At 52.5% G+C, this 16,169-nt stretch carries 15 protein-coding genes; all 15 read right to left on the bottom strand.

All coding sequences use genetic code 11. The features are described 5' to 3' along the window. Positions 1-565: 565 nt before the first annotated feature. Positions 566-1,576 carry a hypothetical protein gene (locus METLU_RS0120510; RefSeq protein WP_027159867.1) on the bottom strand — a complete coding sequence of 337 codons (1,011 nt, stop codon included), beginning with the start codon at positions 1,574-1,576 and terminating at the stop codon, positions 566-568. 261 nt (positions 1,577-1,837) lie between these two features. Then, positions 1,838-2,797: a hypothetical protein gene (locus tag METLU_RS0120505; protein WP_027159866.1), complete on the bottom strand. Its 960-nt coding sequence runs from the start codon at positions 2,795-2,797 to the stop codon at positions 1,838-1,840. Positions 2,798-3,011: 214 nt separating this feature from the next. Further along, entirely contained in the window at positions 3,012-3,149 is a 138-nt protein-coding gene (locus METLU_RS28830; protein ID WP_231383660.1) for a hypothetical protein, read from the bottom strand. Next, complete coding sequence (locus METLU_RS28825; protein WP_231383659.1) at positions 3,146-3,292, bottom strand: hypothetical protein; 147 nt, start codon at positions 3,290-3,292, stop codon at positions 3,146-3,148. The genes METLU_RS28830 and METLU_RS28825 overlap by 4 nt, the downstream gene beginning before the upstream one ends. Positions 3,293-3,370: 78 nt before the next feature. Continuing rightward, positions 3,371-3,850, bottom strand: coding sequence for a hypothetical protein (locus tag METLU_RS0120490; protein WP_231383658.1), 480 nt, complete (start codon positions 3,848-3,850; stop codon positions 3,371-3,373). A gap of 234 nt (positions 3,851-4,084) precedes the next feature. Further along, entirely contained in the window at positions 4,085-5,113 is a 1,029-nt protein-coding gene (locus METLU_RS0120485) for a M35 family metallo-endopeptidase (RefSeq protein WP_027159864.1), read from the bottom strand. 124 nt (positions 5,114-5,237) lie between these two features. Continuing rightward, the gene (tssH, locus tag METLU_RS0120480; RefSeq protein ID WP_027159863.1) at positions 5,238-7,976 is read right to left on the bottom strand and encodes a type VI secretion system ATPase TssH; all 2,739 of its coding nucleotides are present in this window, start codon (positions 7,974-7,976) and stop codon (positions 5,238-5,240) included. A gap of 28 nt (positions 7,977-8,004) precedes the next feature. Next, positions 8,005-9,045, bottom strand: a complete 1,041-nt coding sequence (tssG, locus tag METLU_RS0120475) for a type VI secretion system baseplate subunit TssG (protein ID WP_027159862.1) — start codon at positions 9,043-9,045, stop codon at positions 8,005-8,007. Beyond that, positions 9,009-10,886 carry a type VI secretion system baseplate subunit TssF gene (tssF, locus tag METLU_RS0120470; RefSeq protein ID WP_027159861.1) on the bottom strand — a complete coding sequence of 626 codons (1,878 nt, stop codon included), beginning with the start codon at positions 10,884-10,886 and terminating at the stop codon, positions 9,009-9,011. Before tssF ends, tssG begins: the two co-directional genes overlap by 37 nt. A gap of 2 nt (positions 10,887-10,888) precedes the next feature. Beyond that, a complete protein-coding gene (tssE, locus tag METLU_RS0120465) occupies positions 10,889-11,392 on the bottom strand; it encodes a type VI secretion system baseplate subunit TssE (protein ID WP_027159860.1) in 504 nt (167 codons plus the stop codon). A 146-nt stretch (positions 11,393-11,538) separates the two neighbouring features. Continuing rightward, positions 11,539-12,333 (bottom strand): type VI secretion system accessory protein TagJ, encoded by a 795-nt coding sequence (locus METLU_RS0120460; RefSeq protein ID WP_027159859.1) that lies wholly within the window; start codon positions 12,331-12,333, stop codon positions 11,539-11,541. Between the two features lie 97 nt (positions 12,334-12,430). Next, the gene (locus METLU_RS0120455) at positions 12,431-12,916 is read right to left on the bottom strand and encodes an Hcp family type VI secretion system effector (protein ID WP_027159858.1); all 486 of its coding nucleotides are present in this window, start codon (positions 12,914-12,916) and stop codon (positions 12,431-12,433) included. 99 nt (positions 12,917-13,015) lie between these two features. Further along, entirely contained in the window at positions 13,016-14,512 is a 1,497-nt protein-coding gene (gene tssC, locus METLU_RS0120450; RefSeq protein WP_027159857.1) for a type VI secretion system contractile sheath large subunit, read from the bottom strand. A gap of 3 nt (positions 14,513-14,515) precedes the next feature. Further along, positions 14,516-15,046 (bottom strand): type VI secretion system contractile sheath small subunit, encoded by a 531-nt coding sequence (gene tssB, locus METLU_RS0120445; RefSeq protein ID WP_027159856.1) that lies wholly within the window; start codon positions 15,044-15,046, stop codon positions 14,516-14,518. 50 nt (positions 15,047-15,096) lie between these two features. Beyond that, positions 15,097-16,146, bottom strand: a complete 1,050-nt coding sequence (gene tssA / locus METLU_RS0120440) for a type VI secretion system protein TssA (protein ID WP_027159855.1) — start codon at positions 16,144-16,146, stop codon at positions 15,097-15,099. Positions 16,147-16,169 lie beyond the last annotated feature (23 nt).

Raw genomic sequence — 16,169 nt, 5'->3', positions numbered from 1 at the left:
TAATCTTGATAGCACACTATGGATTATGGCTTATTGCTTAGATTCCTGACTTGCACTTCCCAGGTTGATGCCACTTATAGTCCTGCCCGACGACAAGATGCCAAAACAGGCATAGTGATGGCAGGGAGAGTAAGTCAATCAGCTGCTTCGAGCGCGATGAGGCATCCCCCCCGTCGCAGCGGTCGAAACATAGCCGATCCCGAAGCGCTTCATTCCCAATAGTGAATTTCTCGATTTCCGGAGTTTCCGCGCGGATATCGAGCATCGCAAACATTGCGCCGGTGGGAAACCTCATCCTTTAGAATTGTAATTACCACCGGAGAACGGTTTCGAAACATTCAGGACGGGGTTATAAACCCCGTCCTGCTCAAGTATTCCGCTGGAAAAGAAAATGCATGGTTGGTCACATTCTGCCTATCAACCATCCCGGCTTGCGTAATAACGCTAATCCGTTTTGAATTCTGCAGCATGACTTCGGGACGCTATTGAACCATCAATGGAAGCTTGCCGACATTTATTTCTTGAGAATATCAGTATAGGAGCGCTTATGTTTATCCATAATCGGCTAGATCTTGGCCGTATCATCGGATGGGCTGTTCACCAAATTAACGGGTAAATCATGGAAAGCGTTGATTACCTTCTTTGCATTCATAGCATTCGGCGATTGAGTAAAAGCATCTGAACACTCATCAAATCTATTTAGAATCGCAAGGTTATTCATACCGGCCAGTATCTGCTTGCGGTATTTTTGGACCCGGGACTCTGCATATCTAGCCCAATCCGGAAAATGCTGCTTCCATTTGTCATGTTCCCAAGGAGAGGGGCACAACTGGAAGTCTAGATAAAAATATACCGAACCGTTTCGCAAGGAATTCCAGTGGCGAAAAATATAGCGGACTTCCGAGGTGCAAATTGGAACCTTGCTCTTTTGAGTCGTTTCATTTTTCATTGTGCTTTTATTCACTATGGCACCAATATCCATCTCATCGAGAATATAATGCAATTTCGCACTCTTGATGCCCGTGAAATAATATATTCCAAATTTGCAGGATCGCCTGATGCATACATCATAAAGATCAAACGCAACCTTCTTCGACCCTCTGCCCGATAGATTCTGACTAAAATTCAATGAGTTGCTATCCTGATATTTTTTCAAAGACCGTATCAGGCGTTCAGTGATCTGCCCCTCGACTGACTCGGGCCCGTAATGCTTGCAGTCTACAAGGCTGTCAAAATAATCTTGGGCTAATTTTTCCGTGGTTTTATCTTTTTGGTTTACCTGTCCGAAATTCGGCTTGCCCACTTTTTTGTCGTTGCTGACATTGAAGCTTTTTGGGGTAATTGGCTCGTTATACAGGTTTATGACGTTGAGCCCGTATCTATCATGCGCGGCAGCCATCTGCGACTCGTATTCTCCCTTTGGAAACTTCACGCTTAATCTCAGGTCGTCTTTCCTGATCTCGGGGTACCCGTACGGCCATCTGAAATAATAATTGTAGAGATAAATATGAATCCAGAGTCCTGTTCCGTAAATGACATCAGTGTTTGGGTTAAAGCTGTTTTCAAAATGCGGCATGAATGTAAGCCCTCAAAAAATGGTAATAAAAGCTTGTAAATTATGGTGAGAAACCCGGATATTTCCGATCCTGTATGCTGACTAAATTGGCTTTTCCTCATTGCCCCGAGAGGTTACATGATACAAACGCCTGCAAACTCTAGCCGAAGTGGGCGACTCATTGTTTACTTAATAATAATCAAAATAATCAAATCAACAGGATCAGTTTAAGTTTTGGCCAAAAAACATAAAATGCAAAATACAGGGCCTGCTTTCTGATAGTCACCCTTTATAATTTCTTGATAGCTCTTTATATCTTTGCTCTAGATTCTCTGGCGCATAGGAACTTGCACCCTTTGCCATTTTATTATCGAATTTAGCCTTCTTTATGTTTAAATCTTCAAGCAACAACTTGTGAAATGCGTCATCCTCATCGAATGCCCAGCCGGAGAGTTCATGTAGCATACCCGATTTCGTTTTAGCACCATTTTTTTGATGTTTATTGCTATGGAACGGAATATGCCAGCTACGAACCGCTATTCCTTCACCTATCATCTTTTTTATTTCTAAGGTATTAACATTTATACCCCCGTCACCTTCATAAATCGCTTGAGTCTTAATACGGAGAAAAATATCGTTGCTCTTTTTCTTGAATGCAATGAGTTTTGGAGCACAAACTTGGCATGGAGATTTCGATAATTTGATTGTGACATAGAGCTTGTTGTTACACCGTTCCTTTAGCTGACCGATGGTTCCTTTTTTAACCGCAGCGTCCCAAGCGCTAAGAAAAGCATCCTCCGCATGTGTCCCGCTGCCATGGCTATGATTAAAAGTCTGAGCATTTACTTGTACAAGATAATTATTATAATTTTTCAAATTCTTTTCGTAACTTACCTGATCTTTTTTGTACTGCCTGATAGCCTTTAACTTTTTTTCTTCTGCTCTTTCAATTGCTTGCTTCGATGTCTTCGTTATGCCTAGTTCAGGCTTTAGTGAAGGATTAATTGGTTTGGTAGGCTCACTAATTGTGCGAGGCAATCCATTGTTTAAGAATCGTCCAAAGAATACGCCATTTACTTTCGCTATCAATACTACTGTGTATTGATCAGGGTTTAACGTAAAGGGGTTATTGCCTCCGCCCGCCCATGCTGGATCAATAAAGTATTGACCATGTTGTTGATAACATACCAGGGGCTGCGAGTTTGCTACCGCAGAATCTATATCATTAACGTGCCATACCATTTTTATAATTCCTTATCTAATTAAGACACCACGCTCCCAATGATACAGTGGGAAGAGTGCATCAACCCCGGCTATCCCCGCATAGAGGAGCTTACCTAAAGCCGTGTAAGATGGGCAGCGCTGTCTGCCCACCGACTTTGGGGAGCTAAAAGCTCAGGTCTTGTATTTTTGCAGTGGCATATCATCATCCTATAACGTTTTTAATAGAATGAATTTATTCAAACCCATACCCAAACTCTCCGTCCTGTACGCTGACGTGCACGCGCTCAACCGGCTTGCCTTCCATCATGCAGTGCAGGAATTCCTGGCTGATGGCCGGCAGGACCGTATTGGTCAGAATCGCGTCGATCATGCGGCCGCCCCGCTTTCCAGCTCCGTGCAGCGCTCGGCGATGAGCTTGACCACGTCGTCATCGTAAGTAAACGGCACTTTATGGCTTTCGGCGATGCGTTTTCCGATGCGGCTCAGCTGCAGCCGCGCAATCGCCGCGATCATCCCGTCGCTGAGCGGATACGACGACGCGTCCGAGCAAGGCCGGCGGGAACACTTCCAGCAGCGGCTCGCGCAAGCCTGTCACTCCAGTTGTATAGATCGATCGGTGGTATCCACAATATACTTTCGGCCAAGCTCATCAACGATTTTCAACTTTTTGCTGAAAAAAGGCTTGGTCATGGATTTAATAAAGATATCCTGTACATCCTCTTCCATCACGGGATCGTATTGGACATCGTAAATTTTTAATAGCCAACGCTCCTGCCCGCTGGCAACGTCAATTGCAGCGATATAGCCCCCATTCTGCTCCAAACCCCGTTCCTTCCCCCAATGGACAACCTCGTATCGCATGCCGTCTATTACGACAGGCGCTACTTCCGCGGGTGGAATTCTATCAGCTTGCATCATACCCTTAACCTCTTCTGAATTATTCAGGCTTGTTTCCACATCTGGTTGCGCGCACGCATATTTCACCTGTCCATACAGGAAAATAAAAAGCGTTACTGCCACAAGCAGAGCGCGCACTAAAGAATGTCGATAAAAAAACAAAAAAATTTCCATGTAAATTACTTAACTGATGTTACGCACGGGCGGTTTTTATCCCGTTTGCCGCGCCGGGCACCGGCGCTTTTAACAGTAGGTCGTGTTGACAAACCCGGCATTCGAGCCCCTCTATGCCGGGTTTCCGCTAAAGCTCCAACCCAGCCTGCACGTGCTGTTAAAAAAGAAAGTCACTCGCCCTCGGGTGCGGCCAATCGGCAGGATCGCCGGATTCGACTGACTGCGCAGCACCCGTTATTTAAGAAAACTGTTCCGGTCAGACTCCGGCATATAGCCGGCCAGATCCACGGCAAAACAGGCCCAGCTATCGGCATTATCGATGGCTTTTGCATAGGGCAATTTCGCCTTGTCCGGTTTTAATCCTTGATGCCTGTACTTATGATCCTTGGTTTTGATCTCATGATGAGAAAACTCATGGATAATGGTTCGGGCGCAGGTCCAAAGATTTCCACTCCGGTTGGCCAGGTCGGTAAAGGCCCCTTCTATGTAAATAATCGGAAATCCGCCTCCCTCGCCACCCGGTATCGCGCCGCCCATAAGCGTGTTTCTACGGGTACGCCAGTCAGGATAATCGGTAAAAACCAGCGTGTTTGAGTTGCAGCAATCGGTAATCTTTTTGAATCCATCGCTCAATTTAGCGATGGCGCCGTTGAGTTCCTTTTCGCCGCAATCCTGATCCATGAACCAACGCCAGATAATTTTTTTTGTGCTGTCACTTTTATCCGCGAGCTTTATTTTGGTGTCTTCGGATATTTTCAATGCCAGGGAAAGTGCCGAGCACATATTCTTCATGTCAGTGTCCGAAAACAGTTCTTCTTCCATGTTTAGCCTGGCTATAACCGTTTCCTTTCCCCCCGCGATCTCATCAAAAATCCATCCTGTGTGCTGTTTCGGAGGCGAATAAATCCAGACATCCTGCCCACCCCGTTTTTGGGCTCTATATAAATGCTTGACGAATTTCAGTGTGGCGGCTCTGTCATTCAGTCCGGCCAGATCATTCGTGTTATTGGCTGCCTCATAAACAACGTCACCGCTTTTTTTGCCGCCAATTATAAATCTGACCAATGCATTGGTTGACTCGGAATTTATTTTCTTCCTTATTTTATCGGGCGTTTTAAAATGAGCGGTACTAAACCCATCCGGTCCAAACAAGCCTTTGATTTTCGCTTCCTCTTTCAGGAACTTTTGCCATTCAGGGCCTGAAAACTCTTTCTTTTCAATGACTTCTTGCGCTTTTTTATATGCTTCAGTAAAAATCTTCATGTTTTATGCCTAACGGATTCATTTACATCGTAAATAGTACGAAGCTTGAAAGCGTCTGGAAGATGCCATAACCCTGATATAACAGGTCTGATAGTAGAACATTTTCCATCCACCATTCTCGGTTTCACTCAAATCCATACCCAAACTCGCCATCCTGCGCGCTGATATGCACGCGCTCGATCGGCTTGCCTTCCATCATGCGGTGCAGGAATTCCTGGCTGATGGTCGGCAGCACCGTGTTGGTCAAAATCGCGTCGATCATTCGGCCGCCGCTTTCCAGCTCCGTGCAGCGCTCGGCGATGAGCTTGACCACGTCATCATCGTAAGTAAAAGGCACTTTATGGCTTTCGGCGATGCGTTTTCCGATGCGGCCCAGCTGCAGCCGCGCAATCGCCGCGATCATTCCGTCGCTGAGCGGATAGTAAGGAATCACGACGACGCGTCCGAGCAAGGCCGGCGGGAACACTTTCAGCAGCGGCTCGCGCAAGGCTTTGGCGATGCCTTCTGGTTCCGGCATGAGTTCGGGGTCCTTGCACAGGTTCATGATCATGTCCGTGCCCGCGTTCGTGGTCAGCAGGATCAGCGTATTCTTGAAATCGATAACCCTGCCCTCGCCGTCTTCCATCCAGCCCTTGTCGAAGACCTGGAAGAAAATCTCATGCACGTCGGGATGGGCTTTTTCGACTTCGTCCAGTAACACGACGCTGTAGGGACGGCGGCGCACCGCTTCGGTCAGGACGCCGCCTTCGCCGTAGCCGACGTAGCCCGGAGGCGCGCCTTTCAAGGTCGACACGGTATGCGCTTCCTGGTATTCGCTCATGTTGATCGTGATGACGTTCTGCTCGCCGCCGTACAGCGCCTCGGCCAAGGCCAGCGCCGTTTCGGTTTTGCCGACGCCGGAAGTGCCGGCCAGCATGAAGACGCCGATGGGCTTGCTGGGATTGTCCAGGCCGGCGCGCGAGGTCTGGATGCGTCTGGCGATCATGTCCAGCGCATGGCGCTGGCCGATGATGCGCTGTTCCAGGTTATCGGCCAGGTTCAGGATGGTTTCGATTTCATTCTTGACCATGCGGCCGACCGGGATGCCGGTCCAGTCGCCGACCACGGACGCGACGGCCTGCGCATCGACGCTGGGCAGAATCAGCGGCGTCTCGCCTTGCAGTTCGTGCAGTTTGGCCTGCAAGGCTTTCAGTTCCTCCAGCAACTGTGCGCGCGGGACATCGGCCGTGATAGGGGTGGAGCCGGCTTCGGCGATCTGGTCCCGGTCGGCGGCTTTTTCAAGCGGGCTGTCCGTGCCTTCCACTTTGCCGGTCTGATCGCGCAGCTGCTTGCGGATGTCGAGTATGTTCCTGACCAGTTCGCGCTCGGCATTCCAGCGTTCTTCCAGTTTGCCCAGGCGCTCTTTTTCCGCGCCGAGCTTTTCAGCCGCAATCGTTTCGCGGTCTTTGATATCGATGCCGACCGCTTTTTCACGGCCGATGATGGCCAGCTCGGTTTCCAGCGCCGCGATGCGTTTGCGGCAGTCGTCCACCTCGGCCGGTACGGCATGCTGGCTGATTGCGACGCGGGCCGATGCCGTATCGAGCAGGCTGACTGACTTATCCGGCAGCTGGCGGGCCGGAATGTAGCGGTGCGACAGCCTGACCGCCGCTTCCAGCGCTTCATCGAGCACCTGCACCTGATGATGCTTTTCCATGACCGAAGCCACGCCGCGCATCATCAGAATGGCTTTTTCCTCGCTCGGTTCATGGACCTGCACGACCTGGAACCGGCGCGTCAGGGCCGGGTCTTTTTCGATATGTTTCTTGTATTCGGCCCAGGTCGTTGCGGCCACCGTACGCAAGGTGCCGCGCGCCAGTGCCGGTTTCAACAGGTTGGCCGCATCGCCGGTGCCGGCCGCGCCGCCGGCGCCGACCAGCGTATGGGCTTCATCGATGAACAGGATGATCGGCTTTTCCGATGACTGAACTTCTTCTATGACCTGGCGCAGGCGGTTTTCGAACTCGCCCTTCATGCTGGCGCCGGCCTGTAGCAGGCCGACATCGAGCGTGCGCAGCGACACATCGCGCAAGGACGGCGGCACGTCGCCGGCGACGATTTTCTGGGCGAAGCCTTCGACCACGGCGGTCTTGCCGACGCCGGCCTCGCCGGTCAGGATCGGGTTGTTCTGGCGGCGGCGCATCAGGATGTCGATCACCTGGCGGATTTCCTCGTCGCGCCCGACGATCGGGTCCATTTTGCCTTGCCGCGCCTGTTCAGTCAGATCGACCGTAAACTGTTTCAGCGCTTCCTGCCTGCCCATCTGCGCCGGCGACATGGCGCCGCTGGCCTCGCCCGGCACAGCGCCGCCGCCGACCTGAAAGCCGTCGCTGGCATGCAGGCCTTCTTCCGGCGAGCCGCTGACGATTTCGGCAAAGCGCTCGGTCAGTGTATCGGGCCTGATCTTGTCGAATTCCCTGGAGATGCTTTGCAGGCCATGCGTCAGTCCCTTGGTTTTCAGGATGCCGACGACCAGATGGCCCGAGCGGACTTGCGATTCACCAAACATCAGCGTGCCGAAAACCCAGCCGCGCTCGACGGCTTCCTCAACGTGCGAAGACAGATCGGAAATGGATGTGGAGCCTCTGGGCAGCCGGTCCAGCGCATCGGTAAAGTCCTTGGCCAGCCGGGACGGGTCGAGATTGAACTGACGGATGATTTTATGCAGATCGGAATCCTGCAACTGTAGAATCTGGTGCAGCCAATGCACCAGTTCCACATAAGGATTGCCGCGCATTTTGCAAAATACGGTAGCGCCTTCTATTGCTTTGTAACATACGCTGTTCAGCTTTCCGAACAGGGCCACGCGACTGATGTCGGTCATTTTCCCCCCTATTGAACTTTGTTTTTTATTATGCTTGCGTTGCGGTCAGGCCGTTCCATAAAGGATTCAGCATCAAATCATCAGCATCGGCACTCTCATGCCGGTCGCCCAGCCAGCTGGTCCAGCCCAACCCCGTTTGCCCATCCAGCCGGGTGCCGGGTACTTGTTCTCTTTTCAGAACCAGATTGACATCCCAGACCAGTTCATCGCCTATGTAATTGCGTACTACCGCAATCAGCTGCCCGATCCGATAGCCGGTCGGCAACAGACTCTGATATTCCGCCAGACTCAACGGCCCCAGGCGGATTCGGAATTTATGCTGGCATGCCCAGACCCGTGATCCCAGGATTGCCGACACGCCCAGCTCGCCGGTTCGCGGCGTCTCGCCCAGTCGCGTCAAATCGGAAGCCTGGATATCCAGCCATTCGCCGACAAATTCCTCGATGTTCACGGGCAATCTGAAGTAGTCCGCCAGCATGGCCCTCAGCCCTTCGGCATGTTTGGCCTGGCACGACAGATAACCGGCGTAATAGAGCTTGGCCAAGTCGGGCATGTCGTCGCGCTCGTGCAGGGATTCCAGGCCCAGTCCGGCCAGCGAACCGACATAGCCGGCAAACCGGTCGGATTCAGGCCGGTCAAAGTTAACCGCCGGTTCCGTATCGGCCCAGGCGCGATAAAACAGACACATCATGCGGTGATGGAACATATCGGCGAAACGCGCCAGCGTGTGATCGCGGTAATGATGAATCCTTTCGCGAACGTATTCGGTCAGGTGCAGAGGCAGCGGTCCATTGGCGCCGAACAGGCCCAAAAAGCGTCCGGTCAGGCGCGGCGGGAGCCCGTTCTTGCCTGGCGTGAATGAACTGAGCGTGGACGATTCGAACGTCAGCGAGACCTCCTGTCCCAGCCTGACCGGATCATCGACGGGCCGGGCCGAACGTCCCAGCCGGGGCTTATCCTGATAGGCGCACTCCAGAAGGCGCATCAACTGGAAAAAACCGTATTTATACGGCTCTTTCCTTAGCGACTCTTCTAGATGATGTGACGCTGTCCGATTCTCGTCGGCCATCGCATTACCTCGCCCCGGTCGCTGGTTTTCAACACCGTTTCCGTAAATGAGTTGATAGACACGTACTGGGCAAAGAATTGCTCCAGCACAGTGCCCAGCAAAAATACGCCGCTGCCTTCAAAGGCGGCTTCATCGACATTGATCGACACTTCCAGTCCGCGTCCGAACACGATCGGCCCTTTGGTATTGATGCGCCGGACGATGGACCTGGATTGAATCGACAGCACGCCCTCTATCTGTTTGCGAAAGCCCGGGTCGCTGTTTTCGCCATACAGCGACAACAGATTCCGTAACGCCATGGCGCCTTCCTTTTCGTTGTTATCGACGATCGTCAAATAGTTCAGGGACAGATGGCTGATCAGTTTCCAGGCCGTATCCTTATGCGCATTGGAAGGACGCGGCCTGGTCGGGCCCGATAGACAGCGTATCGATTGAACCGGAGCGCCGGTCTGAATCGTAAAATCGGTCGCGCCGACGCCGATAGGCAATTGCAGCGGCAAGTCGCGGTTCGTGCATAGCGTGGCAAGACCGAGTTGTCTCAGATCGCTGTTAAAAGGCGCCTCATTGGCGTCAACCAGCGAGATATAGATTTCATTGCCCGTATAACTGGAGCGCGGGCCATACTGCCGCTGTTTGGACGAGATGACGCGCGGCGACCGGATCAACGTATAGTATGCTCGCCTATGCTTGTGGCTGGCGTCGGCATTGGCTTGATAGAAAGGCAGAAATTCCTGCTTGTCATCGGCGGTGCTGCCAAACCCCATCACTTCGGTCACCCGATAGACCTCGTAATCCAGAGGCCGGGTCCGGTCTGGAACGACATGGTATTCGGCGGTCTGGTTCGTCAAATGGATCCGGTCGGTTCGTTTCGGGAAGATATTGACGGCCGGCGTGCAGAATAAGGCAAAGCGCGACGCGTCGACTGAATTGATCAGTTGCGGATTGCCGCGGTTCAGCAGGATGATAATATCCAGCTCGCTGTCGCCGCATTGCCGCACGGCTTCCTGCAACTGCGTCAACTCGACGAACATGAAGCGCTCGGGGAATGCGAAATACTCCTGCAGCAACCGGTAGCCCTGGAAGGAACGCGGGACATAAGGCAGCAGCGCCTGACTGTCTTCAAATCCCAGCGGCCGGACGGCCGCGTCCCTGATGACGTGTTGCCAGGCGGCAGGTCGTTGGGTGGATTGCACAACCACGGCAATCGTATTGGCCAGCATCTGCTCGTAAACCTGCATGGGCAGTTCGCCGACGCCGCGCAAATAGAGCGACAGATTGTTGAGTGCGATCTGGTTGAATTTCAGCCCCGCCGTTGTTCTCAGGCGCAGCCGGATGCCGGCTTTCAGACCGGGCAGGCTCGGCGCGCCGAGGTTGGCGACGGCGCCGGCGCCGGCCAGATATTCTGCTTCCACCAGTTCCAGAGGCCACAAGGTCAGATCGTGCGCGGTACGGTATTCGCAGGCTGTCTGCTCGCCCTTGCCGATCTGGCTGCGCAGAGAGGTCTCCCTGGGAATCGGAAAGCCCTCGTTGAGCGCCCCTTCCGACAAGTCGGGCTGAAATTGCACGACCGTCATGGACGGCGTAGGCGCCAGATAATGCGGGTAGACCATTTCCAGCAGGTGTTGGGTAAAGCGAGGAAATTCCGCATCGACCTTGAGCTGGACGCGCGCCGCCATGAAAGCGAATCCTTCCAGCAGACGCTCGACGTAGGGGTCCGCGCATTCGAATTCGTCCAGGCCCAGCCGGCCGGCAATTTTAGGAAATTCGCGCGCAAATTCGCCGCCCATTTCGCGGATGTGCTGCAACTCACGGTTGTAGTATTTTAGTAATCGAGGGTCCACGATTAGCCGCCCCTATCGATAATTTCCATGTTGCCTGTCTCAAGATCGAGTTCTGTTCTAAGGTAGAGGCGTAGCGGTAACGGCTGTGCCCAAAGATCGCCTTCTATGTCGAAGGTCATGGCGTTATGATTCATCTGATCGTCCGAAGCCATAACGGTAACCTTGACCGAGTCGCGCAGGATGCGCGGTTCAAAATCCCAGATGGCCTGACGGACGCGGCGCTCTATTTCCTGCACATCGGCGCCCGATAGCGTCGTGCCGGCCAGGTCGGGAATACCGTAATTGATGACCGAGCCAGCAACCAAAGGATAGCCGTCAAAATTTTCGATAGTATCCAGACTGCCTGTATTCAGCAGCCAGCCCATGTCTCTCAATACGCCCTGCCTCAATCTGCTCAGCGACAAGACGCGCTGGTCGCGCGATTCCTGTATCTTGTCGGGAGCATCATCGGTCAACCGATCCAGCAGCGAGGGTTGCAATCGTTCTTTCTGGGTGAGTTCGGCCATGGTTTCTACTTATTGTTCCTGGCAGGCATGGCGCGCGGGATCGAACAGAAAGCAAAAAGTATTCAGGGTTACGTTCGACATAGACGGCATTTTCATTCCGGTATCATTAAATCCGTTCAAAAGGTTGTCAATTTTTCAAACCCGGGTTAATCCACATTGAGTTTGATTTCACGAACATCCATCACCGCATAGTCATTTTCGCCAGTGCTCAATAAACGCTGACCCAGGCCGATGAACGTTTCCTCGGCCAACTCCTGCCATTGCGTCTTGCGGGCCAGGCGTATTGCCGGCTCATCGGCCGTTTCCGAACCTGGATAACGGGTGGGAATCAGGCCGAAGGCTTCGCCGCCATTTGTCCAGGTAAAATGCGCCGGCATCCAGACAAAGTCGCGCAGATCGGCCGGTTCTTCAATATGAATCTCACGAATCTGATGGAACGGCACCCAGTAGTAACGGCCATTGACTATTGCTTCAAGCATGGGACCCAGACGGGTATCGGCGTCCGCTATCCAGTTGAAGGCATCGCCGTTAATCGATCCCGGGGTTACGGGCGCCAGATCAAAAGCCTGATCGCGCAGATTTCTAGCTTCGGCGAACCGATTTTCGGCGGTCAGTTTAAGCGCTTCCTGCAAGAGTGCGATCCACTGCGCGGGATCACCAAAAACCACGGGCGTCTTATGGCCTGAGAAAATTTCCTTACGTAGCACCTCGCAGCGAATGGCTTCCCTGTAGGTCTGCACCATGGGAAGATTCGCCGCATCAAGCTCGCCCGCTACAGTCAGTTGCGTCAGTGCGCGATCCCATTCGCCGAGAACGGTCAACAGCTGAAATAGAAACGTCCTGAGTTTAGGGTTGGCGGGATCTTTGCGGACTTGACTCTGGAGCGCAGCCAGTGACTCCTGAAGTCGACCTTCTTGTAAATGCTGCTCTGCAAGCTTCATAGATTTATTCTTCTTATTATAGAAAATGCTTTGGGTTCGAGTTTAAAACGCAAAAAACAGCGCGAAGAGGGACTACGCCTTCTTCGCGCCCTAAGCATTACTCTTTAGCGTTTTCAGCGATATTAAATTTCGCCTCAATCACGCCGCCATCTTTCGCGCCATCGGCTTTTTGAGGCTGATAAGCGTATTCAAACTTGGCGAAGTTCAGCGTAACGTTTTCGGTCAATCTGTCTTCGCCGCCGCTGCCGCCAGTGCTGACAGAGGTTACAATGACTTCTGTCAGCTTAATGACGATATATTCCAGAGGCGTCTCTCCGGCTTTGCGCACCACCAGTGTAGCATCGGTAAAATGCTTGCCGTTGCAGCAAGCCATCATCAAAGGCGCGGAAGACTTATCGACATATTTGGTGAACGATATATCCTGTACGTTGACTTTGCCCGCGCCGCCGCCGCCGCCTGTGTGTGTAGTGCCTGATTGCGACATCCCCCAGCTCCAGGCTAAAACATCAATCTCATCTTTGTGCGTTTTATCGCGCGATTCACCTTTTAAATCGCCGATTTTAATAAACATATCTACAGCCATTTGTCTCTCCTTTATTTACATTTATTTTAAGACATCAAAAAAAGCCAGGAGCGTCGTTCTTAAAAAATGCTCGCTCCGTGGCTCGTAAGCGCATCAACATTAACCGCCTTTCGCGGAGGGCAGTTTGGAAACCAGTCGCAACGACACTGTCAATCCTTCCAACTGATAATGCGGGCGAAGGAAGAACTTGGACGAGTAATAGCCGGGATTGCCTTCTATCTCCTCAACAACGACTTCGGCAGCAGCCAGCGGTTTTTTGGCTTTAGTTGACTCACTGGAGTTCGCCGGATCGCCATCCACATAGTTCAGAATCCAGTCATTCAGCCAGCGCTCCATGTCGGTACGTTCCTTGAATGAACCGACTTTGTCCCTCACGATGCATTTCAGGTAATGCGCAAAGCGGCAGGTTGCGAACAGATAAGGCAGACGCGCAGCAAGGTTGGCGTTTGCCGTGGCATCCGGATCATCATACTCGGCCGGTTTATTCAGGGACTGCGCGCCGATAAATGCGGCAAAGTCGGAATTCTTCTTGTGGATCAGCGGCATAAAGCCTGATTTGGCCAATTCCGCTTCGCGCCGGTCGCTGATGGCGATTTCGGTCGGGCATTTCATGTCCACGCCGCCGTCATCAGTCGGGAACGAATGCACGGGCAGATTTTCTACTGCACCGCCCGATTCAATACCGCGTATTCTGGAGCACCAGCCATACAGTTTGAAAGACCGGTTTATGTTGGTCGCCATGGCATAGGCGGCATTGGACCAGGTGTAATTGCTGCTGTTGGCCGATTCGGTATCTTCTTCGAAATCGAATTCGTCGACCGGATCGGTTTTGGACCCGTACGGCAACCGCGACAGGAAACGCGGCATAGCCAGACCGATGTATTTGGAATCGTCCGATTCGCGCAATGAGCGCCATGCCGCATAATCGGGCGTCGAGAAGATTTTCGTCAGATCGCGCGGATTGGCCAGCTCGCCCCATGAATCCATCTGCAGCGTCGAAGGCGAGACGCCGGCGATGAACGGCGCATGCGAAGCGGCTGAAATCTGCGCTATCTGCGCCAGCAGCTCAACATCCTGTGGTGAGTGATCGAAGAAATAATCGCCCATCAGGCAGCCGAACGGTTCGCCGCCGAACTGGCCGTATTCCTCTTCGTATAATTTTTTGAACAGCGGGCTTTGATCCCAGGCCGTGCCCTTGAATTTCTTCAGCGTCTTGCCCAACTCCTTTTTCGAGATGTTCATGACCCTGATTTTCAGCTGCTCGTCGGTTTCCGTATTGTTGACCATATAATGCAGGCCCCGCCATGACCCTTCCAGCTTCTGGAAATCTTCATGGTGAAGAATCAGATTGACCTGTTCGGTCAGCTTCTTGTCGATCTGCGCGATGATGGCCTCAATCGAATTAATGGCGTCTTCCGATATGATGGACGCGTCCTTCAAGACGTATTCGGCCAGTGTCTGAACCGCGTTTTCAACCTCTGCCTTGGCACGATCCGATTTGGGTTTGAACTCCTTGTTCAGCAATGATGAAAAATCGCTGAATTCCTGTACCTGCGCTTCCGCCTGGGATTCTGGCGAACTTGCTACTTCAACCATGGCTTATTCTCCTGCTTCCTGGGTTTCTGATGATGTGCCGGCATCCGGTTTAGGCGCTGCAATCAGCGACTGCAACAGGGCGGGATCGTTGATGGCCTTGGCGATCAGCTCTTCCGCGCCGCCCTTGCCGTCCATATAGGTCACCAGATTGGCCAGCTGCGTTCTGGCTTCCAGCAGTTTGTTGAGACCTTCCACTTTTCTGGCCACGGCCGCCGGCGAGAAGTCATCCATGCTTTGGAACGTGATATCCACGTTCAGATTGCCTTCGCCGGTAATGGTGTTCGGCACATTGAAAGCCACCCGCGGCTTCATGGACTTCAGGCGCTCATCGAAGTTGTCGACGTCGATTTCCAGCAGTTTGCGCTCGGCGACCGGTGCCAGAGGTTCCGCGGGATTGCCTGACAGATCGGCTAAAACGCCCATCACAAACGGCAGCTGGACTTTCTTTTCCGCCCCGTACAATTCGACGTCGTATTCGATCTGGACTCTTGGCGCGCGATTGCGCGCGATAAATTTTTGACTGCTTTCTGCCATGTAATGCCCCTTTATTTAACGTTTTAAATTGCCAAACCTGTTCGATGTTTCTATTCATCCTCGCCGCGAATGCCTCTGATGACATTGGCTTGATCCAAGCCATCGGGCGCAATATCCTTGAGTACATCCATAAAGCCTTTGCCGACCAGTCTCATGCCGCGTTCTATGAAAATGGGCACCGGACTCGACGGTTCATTTTTTTTGTAGTATTCACAAACCAGGGTCAACGCGTTAAGCACATCGCGCGTATTATTGATAGCGCCCGGCGCCGATTTTTTTTCAGTGGCGGGTGCCGCTTTGCCGCTGTCGCTGTCAGTATCGTTTTCAGCTTCATCCGTAACGACAGCTTCTCCGCCGCCTTTTGTTTCAAGCCAGTCAGTCAGATGCGCCTTGCTTTCCTTCAGCAGATTTCTTAAGTCGCCAAAATTAGGGGCGTCATTGATTCCGACCTGCTCGGTTACAAAGCGCTCCAATCCGTTGAGGTTATCAAGTCCGGAGCTGATTGCGCCGAATGTTCCCTGAAGATTTTCCAGATCGCTGTCCTGAACGGCAGCGTCGATTGTCGATGAAGTAATGCTGTTTTCATTGTTGGCGGGAGTTATTTTTCCCGTGGCGACGGACACATCGCGCAGACTGAATCGGCCCAGGCCCCTTGATTCGACCAGCGGCGTCTGCTGCAGCGGGCGCAGAATGGTTTCATAATCGCACAAGGACATCAGGATATTGATCCGTTCGGTAGGGTCATTATCATCATCCGGGTCCAGTTGGGGATAAATGCTGTTCCAACGGTGTTCAACCAGCGCCCTGATCAGGGCCATGCCGTCATTAAACCCTGCAAAGCCTTCCGTTGCGATCAGCGCCCGGAGAAAACTGGTCAGTACACGCAGGTCCCGGGTACGGGATAAGAGCTGTTCCGCGCTTTTTTTTATCTCGCGCCAGTTGGGCGGCTCCGCCTCTTGAATGGTATCGCCAACCTGCTGCTCTGGCTTGCCTTTTATCGCTTGTTCCAAAGCGATAAATTCGGCATCGTATTCCAGATCGTCGCCGCAGGCGTTTTCCGCATCTATCGCTTCCAAATAACTATCTATATCGACAGTCAACTTGCCCCCCTTCATTTCTTAAT

Origin of the sequence: Methylobacter luteus IMV-B-3098 (assembly GCF_000427625.1) — a bacterium.
Lineage (GTDB): Bacteria > Pseudomonadota > Gammaproteobacteria > Methylococcales > Methylomonadaceae > Methylobacter > Methylobacter luteus.
This window is presented reverse-complemented; position numbering and strand designations above follow the sequence as displayed.